Origin of the sequence: Thalassobius sp. MITS945101 (assembly GCF_047123305.1) — a bacterium.
In the GTDB taxonomy this organism is placed as follows: Bacteria; Pseudomonadota; Alphaproteobacteria; order Rhodobacterales; family Rhodobacteraceae; genus Thalassobius.
In genome coordinates this window covers 2,596,848-2,618,869 of sequence record NZ_CP138918.1, presented here as the reverse complement: position 1 = coordinate 2,618,869, position 22,022 = coordinate 2,596,848, and the positions used below count along the sequence as shown (strand labels likewise).

Annotated in this window: 21 protein-coding genes; 5 read left to right on the top strand and 16 right to left on the bottom strand. The window is 60.1% G+C overall.

Features of this window, described 5'->3' with window-relative positions; genetic code table 11:
- Complete coding sequence (locus SIC14_RS13035) at nt 1-465, bottom strand: Lrp/AsnC family transcriptional regulator (protein WP_412562358.1); 465 nt, start codon at nt 463-465, stop codon at nt 1-3.
- Nucleotides 462-917, bottom strand: coding sequence for an Lrp/AsnC family transcriptional regulator (locus tag SIC14_RS13030; protein ID WP_412562357.1), 456 nt, complete (start codon nt 915-917; stop codon nt 462-464). Before SIC14_RS13030 ends, SIC14_RS13035 begins: the two co-directional genes overlap by 4 nt.
- A 139-nt stretch (nt 918-1,056) precedes the next feature.
- Between SIC14_RS13030 and ilvC the strand changes: the two genes are divergently transcribed.
- From ilvC to SIC14_RS13015, 3 genes are all read left to right on the top strand, one after another.
- Nucleotides 1,057-2,079: a ketol-acid reductoisomerase gene (ilvC, locus tag SIC14_RS13025; protein ID WP_412562356.1), complete on the top strand. Its 1,023-nt coding sequence runs from the start codon at nt 1,057-1,059 to the stop codon at nt 2,077-2,079.
- 116 nt (nt 2,080-2,195) lie between these two features.
- Nucleotides 2,196-3,116, top strand: coding sequence for a DMT family transporter (locus SIC14_RS13020; RefSeq protein WP_412562355.1), 921 nt, complete (start codon nt 2,196-2,198; stop codon nt 3,114-3,116).
- 77 nt (nt 3,117-3,193) lie between these two features.
- Nucleotides 3,194-3,760 carry a hemerythrin domain-containing protein gene (locus tag SIC14_RS13015; protein ID WP_412562354.1) on the top strand — a complete coding sequence of 189 codons (567 nt, stop codon included), beginning with the start codon at nt 3,194-3,196 and terminating at the stop codon, nt 3,758-3,760.
- A gap of 38 nt (nt 3,761-3,798) precedes the next feature.
- On the opposite strand, the gene SIC14_RS13010 is transcribed toward SIC14_RS13015, so the two are convergent.
- Together SIC14_RS13010 and SIC14_RS13005 are read right to left on the bottom strand one after the other, a co-directional pair.
- Nucleotides 3,799-4,287: an SRPBCC domain-containing protein gene (locus SIC14_RS13010; RefSeq protein ID WP_412562353.1), complete on the bottom strand. Its 489-nt coding sequence runs from the start codon at nt 4,285-4,287 to the stop codon at nt 3,799-3,801.
- A complete protein-coding gene (locus SIC14_RS13005) occupies nt 4,262-4,603 on the bottom strand; it encodes an ArsR/SmtB family transcription factor (protein WP_412562352.1) in 342 nt (113 codons plus the stop codon). The genes SIC14_RS13010 and SIC14_RS13005 overlap by 26 nt, the downstream gene beginning before the upstream one ends.
- Nucleotides 4,604-4,716: 113 nt before the next feature.
- On the opposite strand from SIC14_RS13005, the gene SIC14_RS13000 reads away from it, so the two are divergent.
- Nucleotides 4,717-5,622 carry a DMT family transporter gene (locus SIC14_RS13000; RefSeq protein WP_412562351.1) on the top strand — a complete coding sequence of 302 codons (906 nt, stop codon included), beginning with the start codon at nt 4,717-4,719 and terminating at the stop codon, nt 5,620-5,622.
- On the opposite strand, the gene folP is transcribed toward SIC14_RS13000, so the two are convergent.
- From folP to SIC14_RS12965, 7 genes are all read right to left on the bottom strand, one after another.
- Nucleotides 5,612-6,613, bottom strand: a complete 1,002-nt coding sequence (gene folP, locus SIC14_RS12995) for a dihydropteroate synthase (RefSeq protein WP_412562350.1) — start codon at nt 6,611-6,613, stop codon at nt 5,612-5,614. The genes SIC14_RS13000 and folP overlap by 11 nt on opposite strands.
- A gap of 12 nt (nt 6,614-6,625) precedes the next feature.
- Nucleotides 6,626-7,531 (bottom strand): dihydroneopterin aldolase, encoded by a 906-nt coding sequence (locus SIC14_RS12990; RefSeq protein WP_412562349.1) that lies wholly within the window; start codon nt 7,529-7,531, stop codon nt 6,626-6,628.
- 87 nt (nt 7,532-7,618) lie between these two features.
- Nucleotides 7,619-8,251 (bottom strand): cell wall hydrolase, encoded by a 633-nt coding sequence (locus SIC14_RS12985; protein ID WP_412562348.1) that lies wholly within the window; start codon nt 8,249-8,251, stop codon nt 7,619-7,621.
- A gap of 177 nt (nt 8,252-8,428) precedes the next feature.
- A complete protein-coding gene (locus SIC14_RS12980; RefSeq protein WP_412562347.1) occupies nt 8,429-10,987 on the bottom strand; it encodes a putative PEP-binding protein in 2,559 nt (852 codons plus the stop codon).
- 232 nt (nt 10,988-11,219) lie between these two features.
- Nucleotides 11,220-13,304 carry a glycine--tRNA ligase subunit beta gene (glyS, locus tag SIC14_RS12975; RefSeq protein ID WP_412565866.1) on the bottom strand — a complete coding sequence of 695 codons (2,085 nt, stop codon included), beginning with the start codon at nt 13,302-13,304 and terminating at the stop codon, nt 11,220-11,222.
- Between the two features lie 49 nt (nt 13,305-13,353).
- Entirely contained in the window at nt 13,354-13,881 is a 528-nt protein-coding gene (locus tag SIC14_RS12970) for a DUF6446 family protein (protein ID WP_412562346.1), read from the bottom strand.
- Entirely contained in the window at nt 13,882-14,832 is a 951-nt protein-coding gene (locus tag SIC14_RS12965; RefSeq protein ID WP_412562345.1) for a glycine--tRNA ligase subunit alpha, read from the bottom strand. It lies immediately after the preceding gene.
- Between the two features lie 208 nt (nt 14,833-15,040).
- On the opposite strand from SIC14_RS12965, the gene SIC14_RS12960 reads away from it, so the two are divergent.
- Nucleotides 15,041-16,792, top strand: coding sequence for a trypsin-like peptidase domain-containing protein (locus SIC14_RS12960; protein ID WP_412562344.1), 1,752 nt, complete (start codon nt 15,041-15,043; stop codon nt 16,790-16,792).
- 127 nt (nt 16,793-16,919) lie between these two features.
- Here SIC14_RS12960 and SIC14_RS12955 read toward each other — a convergent pair whose 3' ends face one another.
- From SIC14_RS12955 to SIC14_RS12935, 5 genes are all read right to left on the bottom strand, one after another.
- A complete protein-coding gene (locus SIC14_RS12955; protein ID WP_412562343.1) occupies nt 16,920-18,368 on the bottom strand; it encodes a TrkH family potassium uptake protein in 1,449 nt (482 codons plus the stop codon).
- Between the two features lie 216 nt (nt 18,369-18,584).
- Entirely contained in the window at nt 18,585-18,830 is a 246-nt protein-coding gene (locus SIC14_RS12950; RefSeq protein ID WP_412562342.1) for a DUF1127 domain-containing protein, read from the bottom strand.
- 178 nt (nt 18,831-19,008) lie between these two features.
- Nucleotides 19,009-19,320: a hypothetical protein gene (locus SIC14_RS12945; protein ID WP_412562341.1), complete on the bottom strand. Its 312-nt coding sequence runs from the start codon at nt 19,318-19,320 to the stop codon at nt 19,009-19,011.
- Nucleotides 19,321-19,514: 194 nt separating this feature from the next.
- Nucleotides 19,515-20,606 carry a GTP cyclohydrolase FolE2 gene (gene folE2 / locus SIC14_RS12940; RefSeq protein ID WP_412562340.1) on the bottom strand — a complete coding sequence of 364 codons (1,092 nt, stop codon included), beginning with the start codon at nt 20,604-20,606 and terminating at the stop codon, nt 19,515-19,517.
- A 197-nt stretch (nt 20,607-20,803) separates the two neighbouring features.
- Nucleotides 20,804-21,985 carry an aminotransferase class I/II-fold pyridoxal phosphate-dependent enzyme gene (locus tag SIC14_RS12935; protein ID WP_412562339.1) on the bottom strand — a complete coding sequence of 394 codons (1,182 nt, stop codon included), beginning with the start codon at nt 21,983-21,985 and terminating at the stop codon, nt 20,804-20,806.
- Nucleotides 21,986-22,022: the final 37 nt, after the last annotated feature.

The window sequence follows — 22,022 nt, the reverse complement described above, 5'->3', positions numbered from 1 at the left end:
TTAGCCGCCGCCCAGTGGGCCGGGGCGACGTTCTTCGGACAGGAGCACATTGGCCTCCACATCCCCAGCGCCGGGCAGGGTCATGATCCGACGACGCAGCACCCGTTCGAAATCGGCGATATCGCGGGCTGTGACCCGCAGCCGGTAGTCATACATGCCCAGCACGTGTTCTACCGTCTGCACCTCAGGAATGGCAGAGACCGCCCGTTCAAAATCCTCCAGGCTGACGCGGCCCTTGGTGGCCAGTTTCACCCCCAGAAAGACGGTCACGCCAAAGCCCAGCTTCTCCTTATCCAGATCCAGCTTGCGCCCGGCAATGATGCCCGCATCCTGCAACCGTTTGATCCGCCGCCATGTCGCCGGCTGGCTGAGGCCGAACCGCCGCCCAAGCGCCGAGGCGCTTTGGGTAGCATCACGGGACAGGGCGCGCAGGATCTGATGGTCGATACCGTCAATGTCGATCATATCGGCAAGCTTTCGTCCGCTTTGATGCGCGCCACATGCATCAGGGCTTCAATGTCGTTGATATGGGGCAGCGTCAGGATCTGGCTGCGGTAGATATCCTGATAATGCGCCATGTCGCGGGCAATCACCGACAGGCGCACGTCCACACGGCCCAGGAAGGTCTGGATTTCGATCACCTCAGCTATCTCGCGGGCGGCATCAATAAATTCGTCAAAGGCGCGAGTCTGGGTCTTGTCCAGTGTGATCCGCAAGGACACTTCCACCGCAAACCCCAGCGCGCGCCAGTCAATCACCGCCTGTTGACCACGCAGCACGCCGGTTTCGCGCAGCTTGTCGATGCGGCGCGACAGACGTGATGTGGTTAGACCCAGATGATCCGCCAGATCCGGAATCGACATGTCCGGATCACCCTGCATGTTGCGCAATATGCGTCGGTCGAGGTCATCAAGCATGAATACGTCATCTTTCTTTTGTTTGACGAATGATTAGCGCACATCCGGCCGAAAATCCAGCACCATTCCTCTCGCACCTGCTGAAAATCCGCCTATGATCACCCTCAATCACAGTTCGACAGAGAAAAGGAGCGCCCCAATGCGCGTTTACTACGATCGCGATTGCGACATTAACCTGATCAAAGACATGAACGTTGCGATCCTGGGCTACGGCTCGCAGGGTCACGCCCACGCGCTGAACCTGCGCGACTCGGGTGCGAAGAACGTTGTTGTTGCGCTGCGCGAAGGCTCGCCCTCCGCCAAGAAAGCCGAAGGCGAAGGCCTGAAGGTTATGGGCATCGCCGAAGCGGCAGCATGGTGTGACGTGATCATGTTCACCATGCCCGACGAACTGCAGGCAGAAACCTACAAGAAATACGTTCACGACAACATCCGCCCCGGCGCGGCCATCGCGTTTGCCCACGGCCTGAACGTACACTTCGGCCTGATTGAGCCGAAAGAAGGCGTTGACGTGATCATGATGGCGCCGAAAGGCCCGGGTCACACCGTGCGCGGCGAATACACCAAAGGCGGCGGCGTGCCCTGCCTGGTTGCTGTTGACACCGACGCCACGGGCAAAGCGCTGGAAATCGGCCTGTCCTACTGCTCCGCCATTGGTGGCGGCCGTTCGGGCATCATCGAAACCAACTTCCGTGAAGAGTGTGAAACCGACCTGTTCGGTGAGCAGGCAGTTCTCTGCGGTGGCCTGGTTGAACTGATCCGCTGCGGCTTTGAAACCCTGGTTGAAGCTGGCTACGCGCCGGAAATGGCCTACTTCGAATGTCTGCACGAAGTGAAGCTGATCGTGGACCTGATCTACGAAGGCGGCATCGCCAACATGGACTACTCGATCTCGAACACTGCCGAGTACGGCCAGTACGTCACCGGCCCGCGCATCCTGAACTACGACGAAACCAAAGCCCGCATGAAAGATGTTCTGACCGACATCCAGCAGGGCAAGTTCGTGCGCGACTTCATGCTGGAAAACGCTGTAGGTCAGCCGACGATCAAAGCGTCGCGTCGTGCCAACGACGAGCACATGATCGAAGAAACCGGTGCCAAGCTGCGCGGCATGATGCCTTGGATCTCGGCCGGCAAAATGGTCGACAAAGAAAAGAACTAATTGGGTATGCCCAATTATCGGCTTGGCGGGGGCTGCCCCGCCGCCTAAAGGTTCTGGGGCGCGTCGGCTTTCGGCGCGCCCTTTCCATTTAGAACAAGATTTTCGGAGCAGCGCAGATGACTGCCAGCCAGCCCACACAGCCCGGCCTGATCAACTGGATCAAACTGATCACCCTTGGGATTATCTGGGGGGCGTCCTTTATGGCGGTCTCCGTGGCGCTGGAAGGCATGGGGCCGATGAGCGTGGCCGCCATCCGCATCGTGATCGGTGCCCTAAGCGTGTTGGCCCTGATCCGCGCGATGGGCATCGCCCTGCCCGATCCACGCAGCCGCGACGGACGGATCATCTGGGCGGCGGCTTTTGGCATGGGGCTGTTTTCCAACGCCCTGCCGTTCACCCTGCTGAGCTGGGGCCAGACCTATGTGGCGTCGGGTTTTGCCGGGGTTTGCATGGCGATTGTGCCGCTGTTTGTGCTGCCGCTGTCCCATGTCTTTGTGCCCGAAGAACGCATGACCCTGCGCCGCACCCTTGGATTTTCGGTGGGGTTTGCTGGCGTGTTGGTGCTGATCGGGCTGGATGCCTTTGCCTCGGCCGGTAGTAATTTTGAATCGCTGGCCCGCATTGCCTGTCTTGGTGCCTCGCTCTGCTATGCGATCGGGGCCATCATCACTCGGCTTTGCCCGCAGGTGAACATGTTGTCGCTCTCAGCGGCGGCGCTGATCTGCGGGGCCGCGATGATCGTGCCGGTGGCGCTCTGGCAGGAAGGCATGCCCAGCCTGCCCGCCATCACGCCGCTTCTGGCCATTCTCTACCTCGGGATTTTCCCCACGGCCGTGGCGCAGATCCTGCTGGTGCAAGTGGCACGTTCTGCTGGGCCTTCGTTTCTGGCGACGGTGAACTATCAGGTGCCGGTCTGGTCGGTAATTTTCGGCGCTGTCCTGCTGTCCGAGGCGGTGCCGCCACAGCTGTTCGCTGCACTGGCGCTGATCCTCGGTGGGCTACTGCTGTCGCGCCAGCCCCGCCGGGTGGCGGCCTAACCCACTGCACAGCCCCGGTTCATCTCTGCACTTTCGGTGCGGTTGTATGATACCCCAATGCGCCCCATCTGCCTGTCATGACCCAACATGACATCGCCGTCAGACAGGGGCTGCCCGAAGAGATGCAGACCCTGCTTCGGGAGTATCCGCGCGACGCCTGGCCGGATCACCCGAATTTCGCCGGCTTAATCCAACGTTGGATGGGGGCTCACACCATGTTCCACCAGATGGCCGAGATCGTCACGACGGACACCAAAGAGATGCTGGACCGAAAGCTTGATCCCGATTGGTATGCTATGCGGCTGGGCCATTTTGGCAACGCGCTGGTGCGCAATCTGCACGGGCATCACACTTGGGAAGATCACAAGTTCTTCCCCGAGCTGATGGACGCGGACAATCGGTTCATCGACGGTCTGGAGATATTGGAAAGCGACCATGAACAAATGGATCAGCTTCTGGCGGAACTGGTGCGCAGCTCCAACCGGTTCATCCAGCTGATGGATCTATCCGCAAAGGATGCGCCGGATGAGCTGCCGGAGGTGTTGAAAAACGCCGGAGCCATTCAGCACTTTTTGCAGCGACACCTGAGTGACGAAGAGGATCTGGCTGTGCCGATCCTGCTGCACCACAAACTGAGAGGGTAGTTTGAAAGGGGCCTGTGGCCCCTTTCAGCGCCATACGTTCAGGTCTGTTCTTGGTGATGCGCGCGCACTGCTCCGCCGTAGCAGTCTAGCAGCACGTGATCCCAACCCGGCACATATTGCTGTCGGACTTCGGCTCCGCCCTCGATCTGATCCCAACCTTCATGTCTGAGCCGGACCTGCGTTTCGCTGGCACCGACCTCGATGAAGTCCACATGAACAATGGTGGCTCGCGTCTCCGGATGCCCTGGGTGCCAGATAAAGCTCAACCGTTCCGGTGGCTGCCAGTCTGTCACCTTGCCCCAATCACAGTGACAACCGTCGGGCAGCACCTCATAAATCCGACCCCCTGTTTGCGGCTCAATCACAATGCCCTGCGGCAACCCGCCCTGCCCTGCCGCGACCGAATGCGTCTCCGCCGGCCACCACATGTGGATTTCCTCGGTGAAAATCCGAAAGGCAAAGGCCCGCGGCACCTTCAGGGACAGGTTTTTCTCAATTGGTTCAACTGATGTTGCTGCCATCTGCATCTTTACCTTCCTCCCCATAGCGCTGTTCCGCGTGGGCTGCGAAACCGTCGAGGGCACGCCCCCAAAGCGTATCAAAATAGCCGCGCAACGCCGCCAAGCGGGCGGGTTCCACCTGATAGATATTCTGCCGCCCCTGTTTCTGCGCGCAGACCAACCCTGCATCTGAAAGCACCTTTAGATGCTGCGACACCGCCGAGCGGCTGACGGGCAGACCTGCGGCCAGCTTTCCCACAGGCAAAGGGGCTGCGATCAGCCCTTCAAAGACCTGTCGCCGCGTCGGATCAGCAAGCGCGACAAACGCGTCTTCAGGGTGCATAGTTATCTCGTTAGTCATGACTAACGGTTAGCCCGGACTAACACGACAAGTCAACCCCTTGACCTCCTGACCGCAACAGGGTCAGGTCGCGCCAAGCGATCAAAGGACATCCCATGCAACCCGTCATCACCCGCGCCTCCTGGGCTATGATCATCACCCTCGGGTTTGTCTGGGGCGCCACCTTTATGGTGATTGAACTGGCCCTGCGTGGGATCACCCCGTTCTGGCTGACCTTTTCGCGGCTTGGTTTTGCAGCGTTGTTGCTGGGGACCGTCTGGCAGGCCCGAGGCGGCAAGCTGTGGCTGAGTGAGGACCGCCCGTGGCATTGGCTGATCCTGTCTGGATTGCTAAGCGCGGCGATCCCTTTCCTGCTGCTCAGCTGGGGGCTGCAACATGTGGCATCAGGCTTTGCCGGGGTGTCGATGGCGGCAATCCCGTTGATGGTTCTGCCACTGGCCCATCTGTTTCTGGTGGGTGAGCAGATGACCCTGCGCCGCTCTGTCGGTTTTGTCACCGGATTTGCGGGCGTTGCCCTGCTGATCGGCGCACAGGCCTTTGAAAGTTCGGGCGAGGATCTGGAGCTTTGGGGCCGTCTGGCCTGTGTCTCGGCCGCAATGTGTTACGGGGTCAACTCGATCATCACCCGCCGCCTGCCTGCAATCGATCCGGTGGGGCTGTCGGCGAACCTGATGATTATCGGGGCGCTGATTATCCTGCCTGCCGCATTGATCGTTGAAGGTCTGCCGCAGATGCCGTCAGGTGAAACGCTGGGCTATATGGCCTTGTTGGGGTTGGTGCCCACAGCGGCGGCAAACCTGTTGCGGGTTTTGGTGATCCGCTCGGCCGGCTCCACCTTCATGTCGCTGACCAACTACATCGTGCCCGTCTGCTCGGTCGTATTGGGAGCATGGGTTCTAAAGGAACCGCTGCCTGCAGGGCTGCTCTCGGCCATGGGGTTGATCATGGGCGGGGTGCTGATTTCACAGCTCGGGGCGCTCAAGCGGCTGTTCAGCCGCTGACCGCCTGCCACAGATTGAGCGCCGATCGGGTTTCAAACACGTCATGCACCCGCAGGGCCTGCACCCCCTGCGCCACTGCGGCCAGCGCCAATGCCACCGAGCCCGCGGCGCGATCCTTGGGCTCTGGCGCGTTGCCCAATGTGCCGATGAATTTCTTCCGTGACACCCCCAGAAGGATCGGACAGCCAAGGCTGTGGAACAACGAAATCCGTTTTAGCAGCGCAAGGTTATGGGCCACGGTTTTGCCAAAGCCGATGCCAGGATCAACCATGATCTGATCGCGCGGTACGCCGGCCGCAACCAGCGCTGCGACCTGTGTCTCCAAGAAATCATAGATGTCCAGCAGTACCGCCTCATAACTTGGGTCGTCCTGCATGGTCGTCGGATCGCCCAGCGAATGCATTACACAGACAGGCCGTTTGTTCTGGCCCACGAACGGCAGAAGGGCGTCATCAAAGGTGAAGCCGGAGACGTCATTAACCAGATCCGCCCCTGCGCCGATGGCAGCCTCGGCCACCTCCTGTTTGCGCGTATCGATTGAGATCGGCACATTCAAGGTTTCACGCAGCGCAGCAATCACCGGAGCGGTGCGGTCAATTTCTCGGGTGCGCTCGACCTCCTCAGCGCCGGGTCGGGTCGATTCCCCCCCAATGTCGAGGATATCTGCCCCCTGCTCCAGCATCTGTCGCGCATGGGCCACGGCCTCTTTCAACCCGTTGTGCTGGCCACCGTCACTGAAGCTGTCGGGCGTCACATTGAGGATCCCCATGATCTGCGGCTGCGCCAAATCGAGGCGCGCAATTTCCGGCCGGGGGGCGGTCAGCCGATCTCGCATCTCAGCCGGCAGGTCCAGTGCTGAAATCCGCTGCGGCGGCAATTCACGGCTCAGCAGCTCAACTTTGGAGAACCAAGCCCAGCCCCCCGCCAGCGTCAAGGCATGATCGGGGCGCGATGGATCGGTCTGCACAATGGGGCGGTAGTAGGTTTTCATCAAAGCCTCCGGTCAGAGCGTGATGTGGCGCTGCGGCAGGCCCAAATCCGGCAGCTCCGCGCCAATGGTGACAACCTCTGCTGCCTGCATTTCCTGTGCGAACCAAGCGGTCAGCGCGGCCCCATCCACCGTTTCCGGCGGCGTTGTGGCATCCAGAACCATCTTGGCGGGCGCCCAGATGCTGATATGGCCCTGTTTCATGGCCCAGTCGAGCTCGGTCCGGGTGTTTGCCACATTGAGCCGCGCATCTCGCGACATCAAGGTCCATGCAGCCTGATCCAACTGCAAAAGGTCAATGTTCAACTGCGCGCGGATATCTGCCACAGCGTTGTTGCCCTCTGGCGCTTCAAGGCACAGCACCAAAGGCGCCGCCCCCGCCAGATCGTCCAACCAACCGGCCAGAGCCTCCGACACCTGCGCCGCGCGACTGAGATAGACCAGACGCGGCTGCACAGCCTTCGCCACGGCAGCGCCAGCGACTTCGGCCGCGCTGCGCACAATCTCAACCCCCAGTTTGAACGGGCCACGGTCCAGCTTCTCGATCCGCAGGAACACCCGGCGGGCCTGCGGCTCTGCCAGAATGCGGGCGGCGATATTGTCCGCAAGCGTTTCCAAAAGATTCAGACGTTCCGCCGCCAATTCGGTGGTGATGGCTTCGGTCACCTTGTCATAGGACAGGATGCGGTCCACGTCATCTTCCAGTGGGGCGGAAACAGGCGCCACCTCGACCACCACGTTGAAGGACAAACGTTGGGTCAGATCGCGTTCGACCTGAAAGGCGCCGATTTCGACCTCCACGATATGATCGCGCAGGGAAATCCGATCCAGCGGCGCTGTCGCCGAGGCTTCGGACCGCGCCAAAGGATGGTCAAATGCCTGCTGGATTTCAGCGGTTTCACTATCGGATTGAGCAATCATTGCAACGCCTCGCCGGATCGAACATGAAAAAGGGGGCCTGTGCCCCCTTGATCCAGCTAGACCAATTGTCCAAGCGCGGCAAGTGCCTCACTTCATCGAAAGCTCGGTCGGATGGCGGTAGAAGTGATGCACACCGATGGTGGTGGTGCGGGCAAACTTGCGCGACCAGTTCGGGCGCACCGCTTTGGTGTGGTAATAGGTGGCGTTGTCGGTCAGGGCACGCGGCGCACCGTTAATCATCAACTGCGCCACTTTACCGACCTGAACATAGGCCTTCGGTTCGCGGACCACTTCTTTGTGGCCGTCGCAGGTGTAGGTGAACTGGCACTGGTATTTGCGCCCGGTGCCCTGATTGACCACACCACAGACCGTGTTGGGGAACCTGCCCGAGCTGACACGGTTCAGGATCACCTCAGCCACGGCAAACTGGCCTTTGACGCTTTCGCCGCGGGCTTCGAAATAGAGCGCTTCTGTCAGGCAGGCCCATTCTTCGTCGCCTTTGGCCTCGGGCAAACCATCCAGGAAACTGCGCGAGTAGTCGATCTTGCTTGGCGCCTTCTGCGGGTTAAACAGCTTGTCCAGCAAACCGCCCTTCACACCAAAGAGGCCACGTTTTTCCTGCTGCAGAACAGCATCCACCTGGGTTTCTGCCACAGCCACACCAGCGACGGGGGCAAAAAGGGTCAGAGCCACCGCCACAACAGACAGTACACGTTTCATCTTGATCTCCTAGTCAGGGGACGCAGAGCCTCCCGCTCCTCTGGGTCAATCAGCGGGCGGAATAGCGAAAAAAGCGGCCCGGGTCTAGATGGGGGCGGCAAAGCGGCGCATGTTAGATCGCCCCCTGACACCGATCAAGACATCTGGGTGTGAATTTTATGTAAATTTGGCCCGTATTTAGCGGGGTTTTGCCCCAACGCGGTCCTGAACAGCAAATTGTGCCGCCGCCAAACGCGCAACGGGCACACGGAAGGGGGAACAGGACACATAGTTGAACCCTGCCGCCCGCGAGAAGGCGATTGATTCGGGGCTGCCGCCATGTTCACCGCAGATCGACAGAACCAGATCAGGCCGGGCATCGCGTCCCCGTTTGGCCCCGATTTCCAGCAATTCGCCCACCCCTTCGGTGTCCAGATCGTGGAACGGATCTTCGGGGAAGACGCCTTGCTGCACATAGGCCGACATGAAACGCCCCGCATCATCGCGCGACAGGCCATAGGTCATCTGGGTCAGGTCATTGGTGCCGAAGGACAGAAAGGCCGCATGCGGAGCGATTTCCCCCGCTTTCAGCGCGGCACGTGGCGTTTCCACCATCACGCCGAGGCGATAGGTGAAGTCCTGCCCCTTTTCATTGCGCACTGCGGCCGCCACCGCATCAATGCGGGTTTTGACCAGCTCCACCTCACGTTTGGCAGACACCAGCGGGATCATAATCTCAGGCTCAACCGGCTCGCCTTCGCGGCTGGCCTCAATTGTCGCTTCAAAGATCGCCCGCGCCTGCATGTCGTAGATCTCGGGCACGGTAATGCCCAGCCGCACCCCGCGCATCCCCAACATCGGGTTATATTCGCTGAGCGCCTCGACCCGGCGCTCTACATCCGAGAGCGGCAGATCCAGCGCCTCGGCAAGTTCACGGTGGCCCGCACGATCCGACGGCAGGAATTCATGCAGTGGCGGGTCAAAAAGACGAATGCAGACGGGTAGCCCCTGCATGATGCGGAACAGTTCGATAAAGTCGGCCCGCTGCATCGGCAGCAACCGCTCCAGCGCCGCTGCGCGGTCGGGCGAGGTGTCGGCAAAGATCATCTCGCGCATCACGGTCAGCCGGTCGGCCTCGAAGAACATATGCTCCGTCCGGCACAGCCCGATGCCTTCGGCAGCAAAGTTCTTAGCGGTCTGGGCATCGGCGGGCGTATCGGCATTGGCTCGCACACCGATGTCGCGCACCTCATCGGCCCAGGTCATCAAGGTGCGAAACGCATCGTCCTGTGCGGCTTCCAGCATCTGCGGCTCGCCCGCCAGAACCTCGCCGTTGCTGCCGTCAATGGTAACGGTGTCACCGGCCCGCAGTTCACGGCCATCCGGGGTCACCAGGAATTTTTTGCGGATATGGAACTTAATATCCGAGGCGCCCACCACACAAGGCAGACCAATACCGCGGGCGATCACCGCCGCGTGGCTGGTCATACCGCCCCGTTCGGTCAGAACCGCGGCGGCGGCATGCATGCCGCGAATGTCCTCAGGACTGGTTTCGCGCCGCACCAACACACAGGCCTCTCCACGTGCAGCACTGGCCTGCGCCTCATCGGCAGAGAAAACAATTCTGCCGGTGGCCGCGCCGGGGCTGGCAGCGATGCCACTAGCCAAAGTGTCACGGGGTGCACCAGCGTCCACCTGACGGTGCAGCAATTCGTTCATCGAACGCGGGTCGATCCGCGTTAACGCTTCTTCGCGTGGGATGATGCCATCTTCGGCCAGGCTCACCGCGATCCGCACCGCCGCGCGCGCGGTGCGTGCCACGCGCACCCCATCGAGAATATGCACCTGACCGTTTTCCACGGTAAACTCGGCCTGCATCTCTTCTCGCAGACGGCGGCGCATCAGCTGGGTGTGTTCGATCAATTGGGCGTAAAGCGCGGGCGACTGTTCCTCCAGCGACGCACCTCGGCTGTCCCGCTCCAGAAACATCGAGGCCGAGCGGTCAATCAGCGCGTCACGGCCCTGACTCTGGCTCAGGTAACGTCCAGTAATCTGCGGCTCACCGGTTTTTGAATTCACCAGCTGGATTACGCCTGAACCGCATTCCCCCTGCCCCATGCCATGCGCCATCTCCTGCACCACAAGGCCCAGCCCCGCATCCGCAGGCGCGCCTTTGGCCTGGCGCAAGAGCCGCGCCGTGGTGCCTTCCCAGGCCCGCGCCATGGAACGCAGCACTTCGGACAGCTGCACCGCAGGGTCTTGTGGGAACGCCTCTTCGGTTTCATCCTCATAGGCCCGCAATGCCTCGCTCAGCGGATCGGGACCGTCCAGCGGGATATGGTCGAACATATCCGGATCAAGACGCGCCACATGGATCGCATAGGCCTGCACAAATCGCAGATACATTGCCGTTGCCGCGTCGCGGCCCAGCTGTTCGCAAAGGTCGACAAAACGGGCGTCGTTGATCCCGATGTTCAGCACCGCGCCGGGGCCACCCCAATCAGGATCCTCGGACGAGGGCCGCACACAGAGCAACGCGCTTTCCCCGAAAGGTTCCAAGAGCGCCGGCATATCCGGCATCTCACCGGCCGCGATGCCGTGCACCTCCTCAAAAGACAGCGCCACGGTTTTGGGCACCGGCAGCTCCAGACGCACCAGACGTTGCAGACATTTCGCCCGTCCCCCATGGGTCACAGTCGCCAGTTTGGCGGTCGGGGTGATGACGGTAATCTCGGTATTTTCAGGGTCGTGCTGCACTGCCGCATCCTTTCTGCGTCACCGCAGCATAACGGGGATATGACACAAGGCAAGGGCGCGATCACATTGGAACGCGAGGGAAAATTGCCGCAGGCACCCATGCATGGAGAGCTGCGCCAGACCCTCCCGACGGGAGGGCGTCGCTGGGGCTTTGGGCTCTCGGACACCTACTCAAAAGGCAAAAGGCCGGGTTGCCCCGGCCTTTGCTTAACGTTCAAGGATGCTTCGAACCTTAGCCCTCGACGCGGGTCAGATCCGCCGCGCCGCCACAGATTTGGCGAATGCGGTTCAACAGGTTCAGGCGATTACGACGAACCACTTCGTTGTCGCTGTTGACCTGAACACCTTCAAAGAAGGCATCGATCGGCGCGCGTAGGGCGGCCATCGCGGTCATCGCGGCCTCGAAGTCTTCGGACTGCATCGCGGGGGTGATCGCCGCCTCGGCCAGATCCAGCGCCGCAAACAGCGCCTTTTCTTCATCGCTTTCGGCGTATTTCACATCGGCACCAAAGGAATATTCCACCCCATCCTTCGCCTCAGCCTGAGACAGGATGTTGTTGGCGCGTTTGTAGCCCTGCAGCAAGTTTTCACCATCATCGGTCTGCAAGAACGCCCCAAGCGCCCGGGCGCGTTTGACCAGCAGCTTCAGGTCATCATTGCCCGACATGGTCAGACAGGCGTCGATCACATCATGACGCAGACCTTCGTCCTTCAGATAGACCTTCAGGCGATCATGGAAGAAGGACAGCAGGTCGGCAACCTTCCGCTGAATGATGCCTTCAAGGCCCCCTTCAGGTTTTCCTTTCCCATGTTCCACAAAGTCTACGAACGAAAATGCAGAATTGAGATGCTGCTCAAATCCCGAAGCAATTGGCATCCGCACACCATTTTCCAACACCAGCCGGATCACACCCAGCGCTGCACGGCGCAGGGCGAAGGGGTCTTTGGAGCCAGTGGGCTTTTCATCAATGGCCCAGAAACCGGTCAGCGTGTCGATCTTATCGGCCAGCGCCACGGTGGCTGAAACAGGCGCAGTGGGCACGTCATCGGACGGGCCCAGCGGCGAATAGTGTTCCTCACAGGTCGCAGCAACCTCTGCCGGCAGGCCGGCGGCCGCGGCGTAGTAGCGACCCATCAGGCCCTGCAGTTCGGGGAATTCGTAAACCATTTCCGAGCTCAGGTCGGCCTTGGCCACTTTCGCAGCCTGTTCCGCCAGATCCGCATCCACACCCAGCACCGGTGCAATCTCACGGGCCAATGCGGCAATCCGATCAATCCGCGCCGCCTGAGTGCCCAGTTTGTTGTGGAAGGTCACGTTGGACAGCTGATCGGTCCACGCCTCCATACCGGATTTGGCAACACGCAAGTCATTGGTCCAGAAGAACTTTGCATCCGCCAGACGCGCCGAAAGCACCTTCTGGTTGCCCGCCAGAATGGTGGCACCCTGATCTTTGGTTTCGCGGTTGGCGACGGTGATGAACTTCTCGATCCGGCCCGTCTTGGGGTTCTTCACGCTGAAGAACTTCTGGTGTTCCTTCATCGAGGTCTGCAGCACCTCTGGCGGCAGCTCCAGGAACTCCTCATCAATTGCCCCCATCAGAACCACCGGCCATTCGACCAGACCAGCAACCTCTTTCAACAGGCCCTTGTCCTCAACCACTTCCAGACCAGAGGCGAAGGCCTGATTGGTGGCCTCCTGCCAGATCGCCTCGGCCCGCTCAACTGGGTCCAGCACAACATGGTTGCGTTTCAGCTTGAGGGAATAATCCTCAAACGAAGTCACGGCAAAGCGGCCCTCGCCCATGAAACGGTGGCCTTCGGTGGTGTTGCCGGATGTGATGCCGTCAATGTCCAGATCCACAACCTCGGCCTCACCGGCCTCATTGGTCAGGATGCAAAGAATCGAGTGCAGCGGACGCACCCAACGCAACGATCCTGCGCCCCAGCGCATGGATTTCGGCCAGGGGAAGTTGCGAATGGTGGCTTCCAGCACCTCGGCAATGATCGCGGCCGCCGGACGGCCGGGCTTTTCGATGGTGGCGAAATAGACCGCCCCTTTCGGGGTGTCGCGCTCTTCCAGCTGGTCCATCGTGACACCTGCACCGCGCAGGAAGCCTTCGATGGCTTTCTCTGGTGCGCCCACTTTCGGGCCTTTGCGCTCTTCGCGCACGGTGGGGCTTTCGGCCAGCAGACCTTCCAGCGCCAGCGTCAGCCGGCGCGGGGTCGAAAGGGCCACGGCGCCGCCATAGGTCAGGCCCGCCTCGACCAGACCATCGGTGATGCGTTTTTTCAGATCATCCGCCGCCTTGCCTTGCATGCGGGCGGGGATTTCTTCGGAAAAGAGTTCGATCAGCAAATCGGGCATATCAGTCGCCTTCCGGGGGTGTGGGGCAGTCTGCGGGGGTGGGTTGGCCGTCAAACACAACCTCACCGCAATGATTAATCTGGTGCCAGACAAAGCCGCGACCGTCGTCCATCACGGCGACGATACGGTCAATGCCATAGAGGTGGTTTTCCTGTCCCATAAAGGCCAGGGCTTTGCCGCTTTCCAGCGCAGCCCCCACTTCTTTGGCGTCGAAACAGTCAAACCAGCTGGGCGCGACCAGCGGTTCGGGACTGTCGTAGAGCTCATAGGTCTCGGTCATCATGGCCTGGCTCATCGAAGTGGTGAAACAGGCACGATAGCGGATCGGGGAGCTGTCAGAGTCGATGGCCTGATAGTCCTGATAAAGGATCGGCTCAGCCTGACCAGAAGCCAGCGAGGTCATCACCACATCATTGGTGCCATTGGCCTGCACCTCATCATAATAGGCGTAGACCTGCAGATAATACATCGCAATGCCAGCTACGATCGACAAGACAACCAACGCCCCCGCAAAGATTTTTCCGGACATTTACGCGCCCGCCTCTGCCTTGGCAGCGTCAAATCCCCCGGCCTCGGTCAGCACAAAGGCGTCAGCGCATTGTTTGGCCAGCGCACGGACGCGACCGATATAGGCTTGACGTTCAGTGACCGAGATCACGCCGCGCGCGTCCAAGAGGTTGAACAGGTGGCTCGCCTTGATGCACTGGTCATAGGCAGGGTGCGCCATGATGATGCGTTTGCCGGTTTTCGGGTCGAGGTGCTCTTTGGCCAGAATGGATTCGCATTCGGCTTCGGCCTCTTCGAACTGTTTCAGCAGCACATCTGTGTTGGCCACGTCAAAGTTCCAGCGGGCGTATTCTTCTTCGGTCTGCTTGAAGACGTCCCCGTAGGACAGCGCAATGGTGCCGTCGGGATCGTTGAACGGCATGTCCATCACGTGATCCACACCCAGAATATACATCGCCAAACGTTCCAACCCGTAGGTCAGCTCACCCGAAACAGGTGCGCAGTCATGGCCGCCGACCTGTTGGAAATAGGTGAACTGGCTGACTTCCATCCCGTCACACCAGACTTCCCAGCCCAGCCCCCAGGCGCCCAGCGTCGGGCTTTCCCAGTCATCCTCAACAAAGCGAATGTCATGCATTTCCATGTCGATGCCAATCGCCGCCAAGGAGCCAAGGTAGAGCTCCTGCAGGTTCGGCGGCGAGGGTTTGATGAGCACTTGATACTGGTAATAGTGCTGCAGACGGTTCGGGTTCTCCCCGTAGCGCCCGTCGGTCGGGCGACGCGACGGTTGCACATAGGCTGCGGCCCAGGGCTTGGAGCCCAGCGACCGCAGAGTAGTCGCCGGGTGGAAGGTCCCTGCCCCCACCTCCATGTCATAAGGCTGCATCACAGCGCAGCCCTGACCGGCCCAATAGGCCTGAAGCCTCAGAATGATCTCCTGGAAACTGCGCGGTTTGCTGATCGTCTCTGCCATGATCTTTGCCGTGATCCCTGCGTTAAAGCGGCCCCAAACAGGCCAAAGAGGGCCCAAAGCACCCTCGTGTGAATTTTCTCGCTCTAACTACGAGGGCAACAGGCTGGGGTCAATTGCAGCCTGACGCATTATTTAAGTGCATAGGGCGGCGAATTTGATAAAACAGCCCGCAATCGTAGCAATGCGAACGGCAAGGATACTTCTAATTATGATGCGAACATTTGTTTCTTACTTTTTGACGCCCATTGTGGCGCTTTTGATGCTGACGCGGGTTGCGACAGCGCAGGAGGCCCAGGTTTGGGTTCAAGTCGAAGCCCAGCCCAACCTCGCCACCGCGCAAGAGCGGATTCGCGACTATTCCGTCGCGGTTGAGGATGTGAACGGCTTTGCCATGGGTGGTGGCTGGTATGCCATCGCGCTTGGCCCCTACAGCCGCACCGATGCGGAACAGGTGCTGCAGGTTCTGCGCGCCGAGGGCAAGATCCCACGCGACAGCTATATCGCGTTCTCGCGCGCCTATGGCCAGCAGTTCTGGCCGGTTGGGGGTGCGGTGATTGCCAATGTGGAACCAAGTGTGACAACCGAACCGGCAACACCGGCAGCGGAACCCGTGGCCACACCCGTTGTGCAGGAACCGGATGAAACCAAAGCAGAGGCCCGCCGTTCAGAGGCGCAGCTCAGCAGAGAAGAGCGCAAAGAACTGCAGCGCATGTTGCAGTGGGCAGGGTATTACAACTCGGCCATCGACGGCGCTTTTGGCCGTGGCACCCGTGGCTCGATGTCGGCCTGGCAGTCGGACAATGGGTTCGACCAGACCGGCATTCTGACCACCCGTCAGCGCGCCGAGCTGCTGCGCCAGTATAACGCCATTCTGGACGGGCTGGAGCTGCAACTGGTGTCGGACACCACTGCCGGTATCGAAATGCGCCTGCCCCTTGGCGCGGTTCAATTCGCCAAATATGAGGCGCCCTACGCCCAGTTCAATGCATCCGGCTTTGTGAACGGTGCCCGTGTGCTGCTGATTTCGCAGCCCGGCGATCAGAAAACGCTGTTTGGCCTTTACGACATCATGCAAACGCTGGAGATCGTGCCGCTGGAAGGCGACCGCGAACGGCGCAAGGACAGCTTTGTGCTGATCGGCGAAAACGCTTCTATCGTATCGCACACGCAGGTTGCGCTGAAAGACGGTGAGATCAAAGGCTTCACCCTGATCTGGCCCGCCGGCGACGAAGAGCGCCGCACCCGTTTGTTGGGTCTGATGCAGGAAAGCTTTGCCCGTCTTGACGGTGTGATGAGCCCTGCCGCGGGCAACAACGAAGCACAGCGCATTGACCTGCTGTCCGGCCTGCAGATCCGCAAGCCGCGCATGTCGCGTTCGGGCTTCTTTGTGGATGGCAACGGCACCGTTGTGACCACCGCGCAGGCGGTTGACGCCTGTACCCGCATCACCCTGGAAGACGGGATCGCCGCCGAGGTGATCGGAGTCGACGCCGCCCTGGGTCTGGCGGCGCTGAAACCAGCGCAATCGCTGGCTCCGGCCCAAGTGGCAGAGCTGCAGCGCGCCACCCCGCGCCTGCAATCCGATGTTGCGGTGGCCGGCTACTCCTACGGCGGCGTGCTGGGTGCCCCGACCCTGACTTTCGGCAAACTGGCCGATGTTGCAGGTCTGGCTGGCGAAGAAGAGCTGGCCCGCCTGGCACTGGCCGCCCTGCCCGGTGACACAGGTGGCCCGGTGTTTGACGCTGGTGGTGCCGTCATGGGCATGCTGCTGCCGCGCGCCGAAGGGGGCAAGCAACTGCCCGGAGACGTCAGCTTTGCTCTGGACGCCGCCGCGATCGAAGGCTTCCTCGGCAGTGTCGGCGTTTCGCCCACCTCGACCGATCTCCTTGCCTCGATGGCGCCGGAAGATCTGACCACCAAAGCCGCTGGGCTGACCGTTCTGGTCAACTGCTGGGACTAACAAAGCCTCATCGCAAGGCACAAAGAAACCGGCGCATTTCGCGCCGGTTTTTCTTTGCATAGACGTCGCTGAACTCTATTCAATCAGCGCTTCATTTCACGCATCACACCTAGCTTGGGACCGATACTCAACCCCGCCAGAAGGTGACCGTCAGCATCGCGTAGACCGCCAGCAGCTCCAGCCGTCCGATCAACATGGCGATGGACAGCAGCCATTTGGCGGCATCATTCAGACCGGCAAAGTTTCCGGCTGGTCCAATCTCATCCCCCAGACCCGGCCCGATATTGGCCAGCGCCGAAGCCGCGCCAGAGATCGAGGTCATGAAATCCAGCCCCGTCATGCCCAGCGCAACGGCAAGCACCCCCATGGTCACAAAGAAGAACACGAAGAACGACATGACCGAGTTCAGCACGTCATCGTCAATTTTACGGCCCTCATAGCGTGGCGGCACCATGGCGTTGGGGCTTTGGGTTTTCAGCAGCTGCGATTTGATCGAGGCAAACAGGATCTGATAGCGGAACACCTTCACCGAGCACGCCGTTGAGCCCGCGCAGCCACCAATCAGACCAATGAAGAAAAACATCGCAATCAACAGATTGCCCCAGCCCATATAATCGGCGCTGGCATAACCGGTGCCGGTCATGATCGAGGTCACGTTGAACACCACCTGCCGAAAGGATTGTTCGGCTGCCTGACCATCCGTCGCAATCAGCACCACCGATGCAAAGACGACAACCACCGCCAGCGTCCCCATAAATCCCAGTACCTGACGGTCGCGGAACAGGGCAACCTCATGGCCGTTCAACATCTGCACATAGCGCACAAAAGGCAGCGCCGCGAGGATCATGAACACCGCCGCCACATACTCTGCCGGGCCAGAAAACGCTCCAAACGAGGCGTCATAGGTGGAAAACCCGCCGGTCGAAATGGTGGTCAGCGCATGCACCGTGGCGTCAAACGCACCCATCCCCAGAACCATATAGCTGACAACACAGGCCAGCGTCAGCCCGACGTAGATGACCGAGATCTGGCTGGCAATCTCGGTTGCACGGGGCAGAATCTTGCCCATGGTGTCAAACCCTTCGGAGCGGAAGATCTGCATCCCCCCGACCCGCAGCTCGGGCAGGAACACCATCGCCACAACAATGATACCGATGCCACCCAGCCATTGCAGAATGCCGCGCCACAGCAGCAACCCCTTGGCCATCTCGTCGAGGCCGGAAAACACTGTGGCACCAGTTGTGGTCAGGCCGGACATCGCTTCGAAAAACGCATCCACTGGCGTGGCCTGGGTTTCGCCAAAATAGAACGGCAGCGCGGCAAAGATCGGCAGAGCCACCCAGACACCCGTAGTCAGGATAAAGGTTTGCTGGATGTTCAGCCCTTCCTGATTGCCATCCTGACAGGAGAGCGAAACAATCCCACCAATAAACACCGTCAGCACGGCACTGGTGGCAAAGCTGCGCCAATGATCCGTGCCTGCGGCCAGATCCACCAGCATCGGCGGGATCATGGTCAGGCCCAGAACGGCCACCAAAAGGCCAATCACATATCCGACGGGTCTTAGATCAATCATGGGCAAGCGATGGCGCGATGGGCGGGCGCTGTCAAGCGATGGGCCGGACGGGCACGCATTCTTGCCGCAGCTGTGGGCAAAGCGCCCCGCCAGCGCTGACCCGTTGCCAGTCGCCTAAACGACAAAAGGCCCCGCCCATGATCACGCCAGTGACACCATGGAAGAGGCCTTATGATCTGAGCCACTGGCGAATGCCACCAGCCCGCTCTGATTGGATCAGAGGTAGTAGAGATCGCGGAACACGTGACGTACGATGTCTTCGCGCTTGAGGCCAATGTCAGCCAGTTCGTGGTCGCTCTTGGCTTCCAGCGACTGCAGCTCAGCAAAGCGCGAACGGGATTCACCGTAGGCGATCATTGCGTTCGACAGCGCGGCCCAGGCACGGGCCAGACCACCGGTGATGGCGGCGAAAAAGCCAGCGGATTTGCCAGCGGCGAAGTGAATGTCTGTTTGCGTAGCCATAGTATCGGAACCTTTCTGAATGCGTTGGGACAACGCTGTGGTTCCCCCCTTTGAGTGCAAACATAGGTCAGCAGGGTTGACCGCACTACTACCGTTTCTGAATGCCCGCCTTGCGTCTGCTGCAATGCAGCGGAACGGTATGAGTGCGGGGGCTTACATGGCCACCAACATAGGCCACCTACACAGGCATGTTGTTCAACCCATCCTCTGCCTTTTCCGAAGTCACCTCGGGCAAGGCCGGCGGTTTTGACGGTTTACGGGTGCGTTTGCCACTCTGCTTTGCGTTGGGCTTTGCTTTGGCTGCCGTAGTGGCTTTCTTGCGGGATGTGGATGTCTTGCGTTGGCTTTGAAACTGTTCGCCCACCTCGGCAGTGCCCGCAACAGGCACGCCGCTGAGAGCCCGATAAGCGGACATTTGCATCTGCATCCCCAGCGACGTCAGACGGAACATGGCGGATGCGTATTTGTAAGGTGTTGTCACGGTAAACATGATGGGCCTCCCAAGGGGTTCTGATCGCGCACGGCTAACATCCCTTCGTTACGGTAAGATGAAGCCGACAGGTTCAAAGCCTGCGGCACCGGCACCATCTGCCCAAACCCTGCCCCCACCATGACGGCAAACGGCACGAAAAATGCCGCCTCACTGGGCGGCATTTCGGGAATTGCACAAAGGACAGGCAGGCCTCAGCCCGGATGATGCAGAGTCGCAAACATCTTGGGATCATAGCTTTCTGCGGCGAATGTCGGGCCCTCCGTCAGAATCGACACGGCATCATGGCTGTGCAGGCTTTCCTGATGGCTGGCCACTACGCGGAAATCCCCTACCCGTGCATCGGCTTCCAGAGCCTCAGCAAACAGACGCGCGGCGTCTTCAACAAAGATCGGGTTGGCGGCGTTCAGCTCGGCAAAGGCCTGTTCATCTTCGCGTTTCACCATCACCTGTGTCTCTGTCGGCACCGCAAGGCGGCCCAGTTCAATCAGATCCTCAAACCACAAGCAGGCCTTGCCCACCAATTCAACCGAGATCCGCGCCACCGAACGCTGCGAATGCGGTGTCGCCAGCTGGCCGCGGGTCTGCCGGGCATGTTCGCTCAATTCCAAGGAACAGGGGCAGGTGGAGGAATAGACATAATCCAAATGCATGATCTTCTTGCGCACACCGGCGGTTTCGATCAGCTCCAGCGCTATGTCATAGTATTGATAGCCTGCTAGGCCCGAACGCAGCGACGGCACCTTGACCGGATAGGAAAACCGCATCTGGATCCGCGCATCGAAGCTTTCCAGATCGGCTTTGTAATCCTCCAACGCTGCCTCAACCACTTCGAAGCTGAAGGTCTTTTCCGCATGGCGATAGAAGGACCGCATGATGCGGGACATGTTGATGCCCTTCTTTTCGGCCTCAAGGCTGACCGTGCCGGTGACCGAAGTTTCCAGTGTGATGTCGCCGCCATCGCGGGTGTGGAACCGAATGGGCAGGCGAAAATTGGAAATTCCGACATGCTGAATGGCACGTTTTGAGCCACGGATCAGGCTGGCGGGACCATTCTGCAAATCCGGCAGGGTGGCCTTATAGGCCGCATCGACAGTGAAATCTTCGGGGTAGTCTCGGCTGAACGTCGGATAAGCCCCACCGCGCAGCAGGGCCAACAGCCCCGCATCGACCGAGGACAGTTCCGCATCCGTGGCAGAAGCCGCCCAGGTACGCAGCCGTTCCAACGCTTCACGCGCCTCATCCGCCTGCATCGGGCGATCAATCTCAGAGGTATGGATGTTCATCTTCGGTCCCCACCCTGCTTCACTCTGGCCCGCGCCTTTGTCCGCCGCGTCAAACCTAGACTGCCAATCTAATGCAGTCCGGCGCAAATGCCAATTTTAAGCGTGAATTATGCCAGCCCCAGAGGGCGCGCAATCCCATGAACGGCAAAAGGGGGACACAAAGCGTCCCCCTTTTCAAATTCTTACCCTTTGAGGGCTCAGGCTTTGGCCAGGGCCTGCATCAGATCCGCCACCAGATCGGCCGGATCTTCCAGACCAATCGACAGGCGCACCAGACCTGGCGAGATGCCCAGCGTGTCTTTCTGTTCCTGCGGCAGCCGCTGGTGGGTCGTGGTTGCCGGGTGGGTGGCGATGGATTTTGCATCGGCAAAGTTGTTGGAGATGGTGATGACCTCCAGTGCGTTGAGGAACCGGAAGCAGGCTTCTTTGCCGCCCTTCACTTCAAAGGTCAGCACGGTACCGCCTGCGGGAGCCTGCGACAGCGCCAGTTCCTGCTGCGGATGCGCCTTATGGGTCGGGTAGCGCACGACGTTCAGTTTCTCATGACCGCTCAGCGCCTCTGCCACATCCAGGGCCGCCGCGGCCTGTGCGCGCACCCGCAGTTCCAGCGTTTCCAATGCCTTCAGATGGGTCCAGGCGGTGAACGGGTTCATCGCGCCACCGGTGTGTTTGATGTAGGTCTCGATCGGGCCACGGATCAGATCCTTGGGCCCACAGATAATGCCGCCCAGCATCCGGCCCTGCCCGTCTACATGTTTGGTGGTCGACAGAACCGAGATATCGGCACCACAGGCCTTGGCATAGGAATAGACCGGCGTGGCCATGGCATCATCCACCACCACAATCGCGCCGACCTCATGGGCCAGATCGCAAACGTACTTCAGATCAATCACTTCCAGCGTCGGGTTCGAAATCGACTCGAGGAAGACGAGATCCGTCTTAGCGGTGATCGCCTCAGCCCAGGCCGCGTTGTCAGTGCCATCGACCAGTGTGATATTGACGCCAAAACGGGTCAGGATGTCTTCGAGGATATAGAGGCAGGATCCAAAGAGCGCCCGCGAGGCGACTACGTGATCACCTGCCTTCAACAGCGCCATCAACGCGCCATTGACCGCCGCCATGCCAGAGGCACAGGCGAACCCGTCCTCATAGCCCAGATAGTCCGAAATCCGATCCTCGAACATCGCCATTGTGGGGTTGCCATAGCGGGCATAGATGAACTCATCCTGCCCTGCCTTTTCAAACCGTGCTTCGGCTTGTTCGGCAGTATCGTAAACAAATCCCTGGGTCAGAAAGACCGCCTCGCTTACCTCATTGTATTGACTGCGGCGTGTGCCGCCATGAACCAGCTTGGTGCGTTTGTTCCAGTTCTTGCTCATTCGAAATCCTCCGGGCATCCCGCCCAACAAAAAAGCC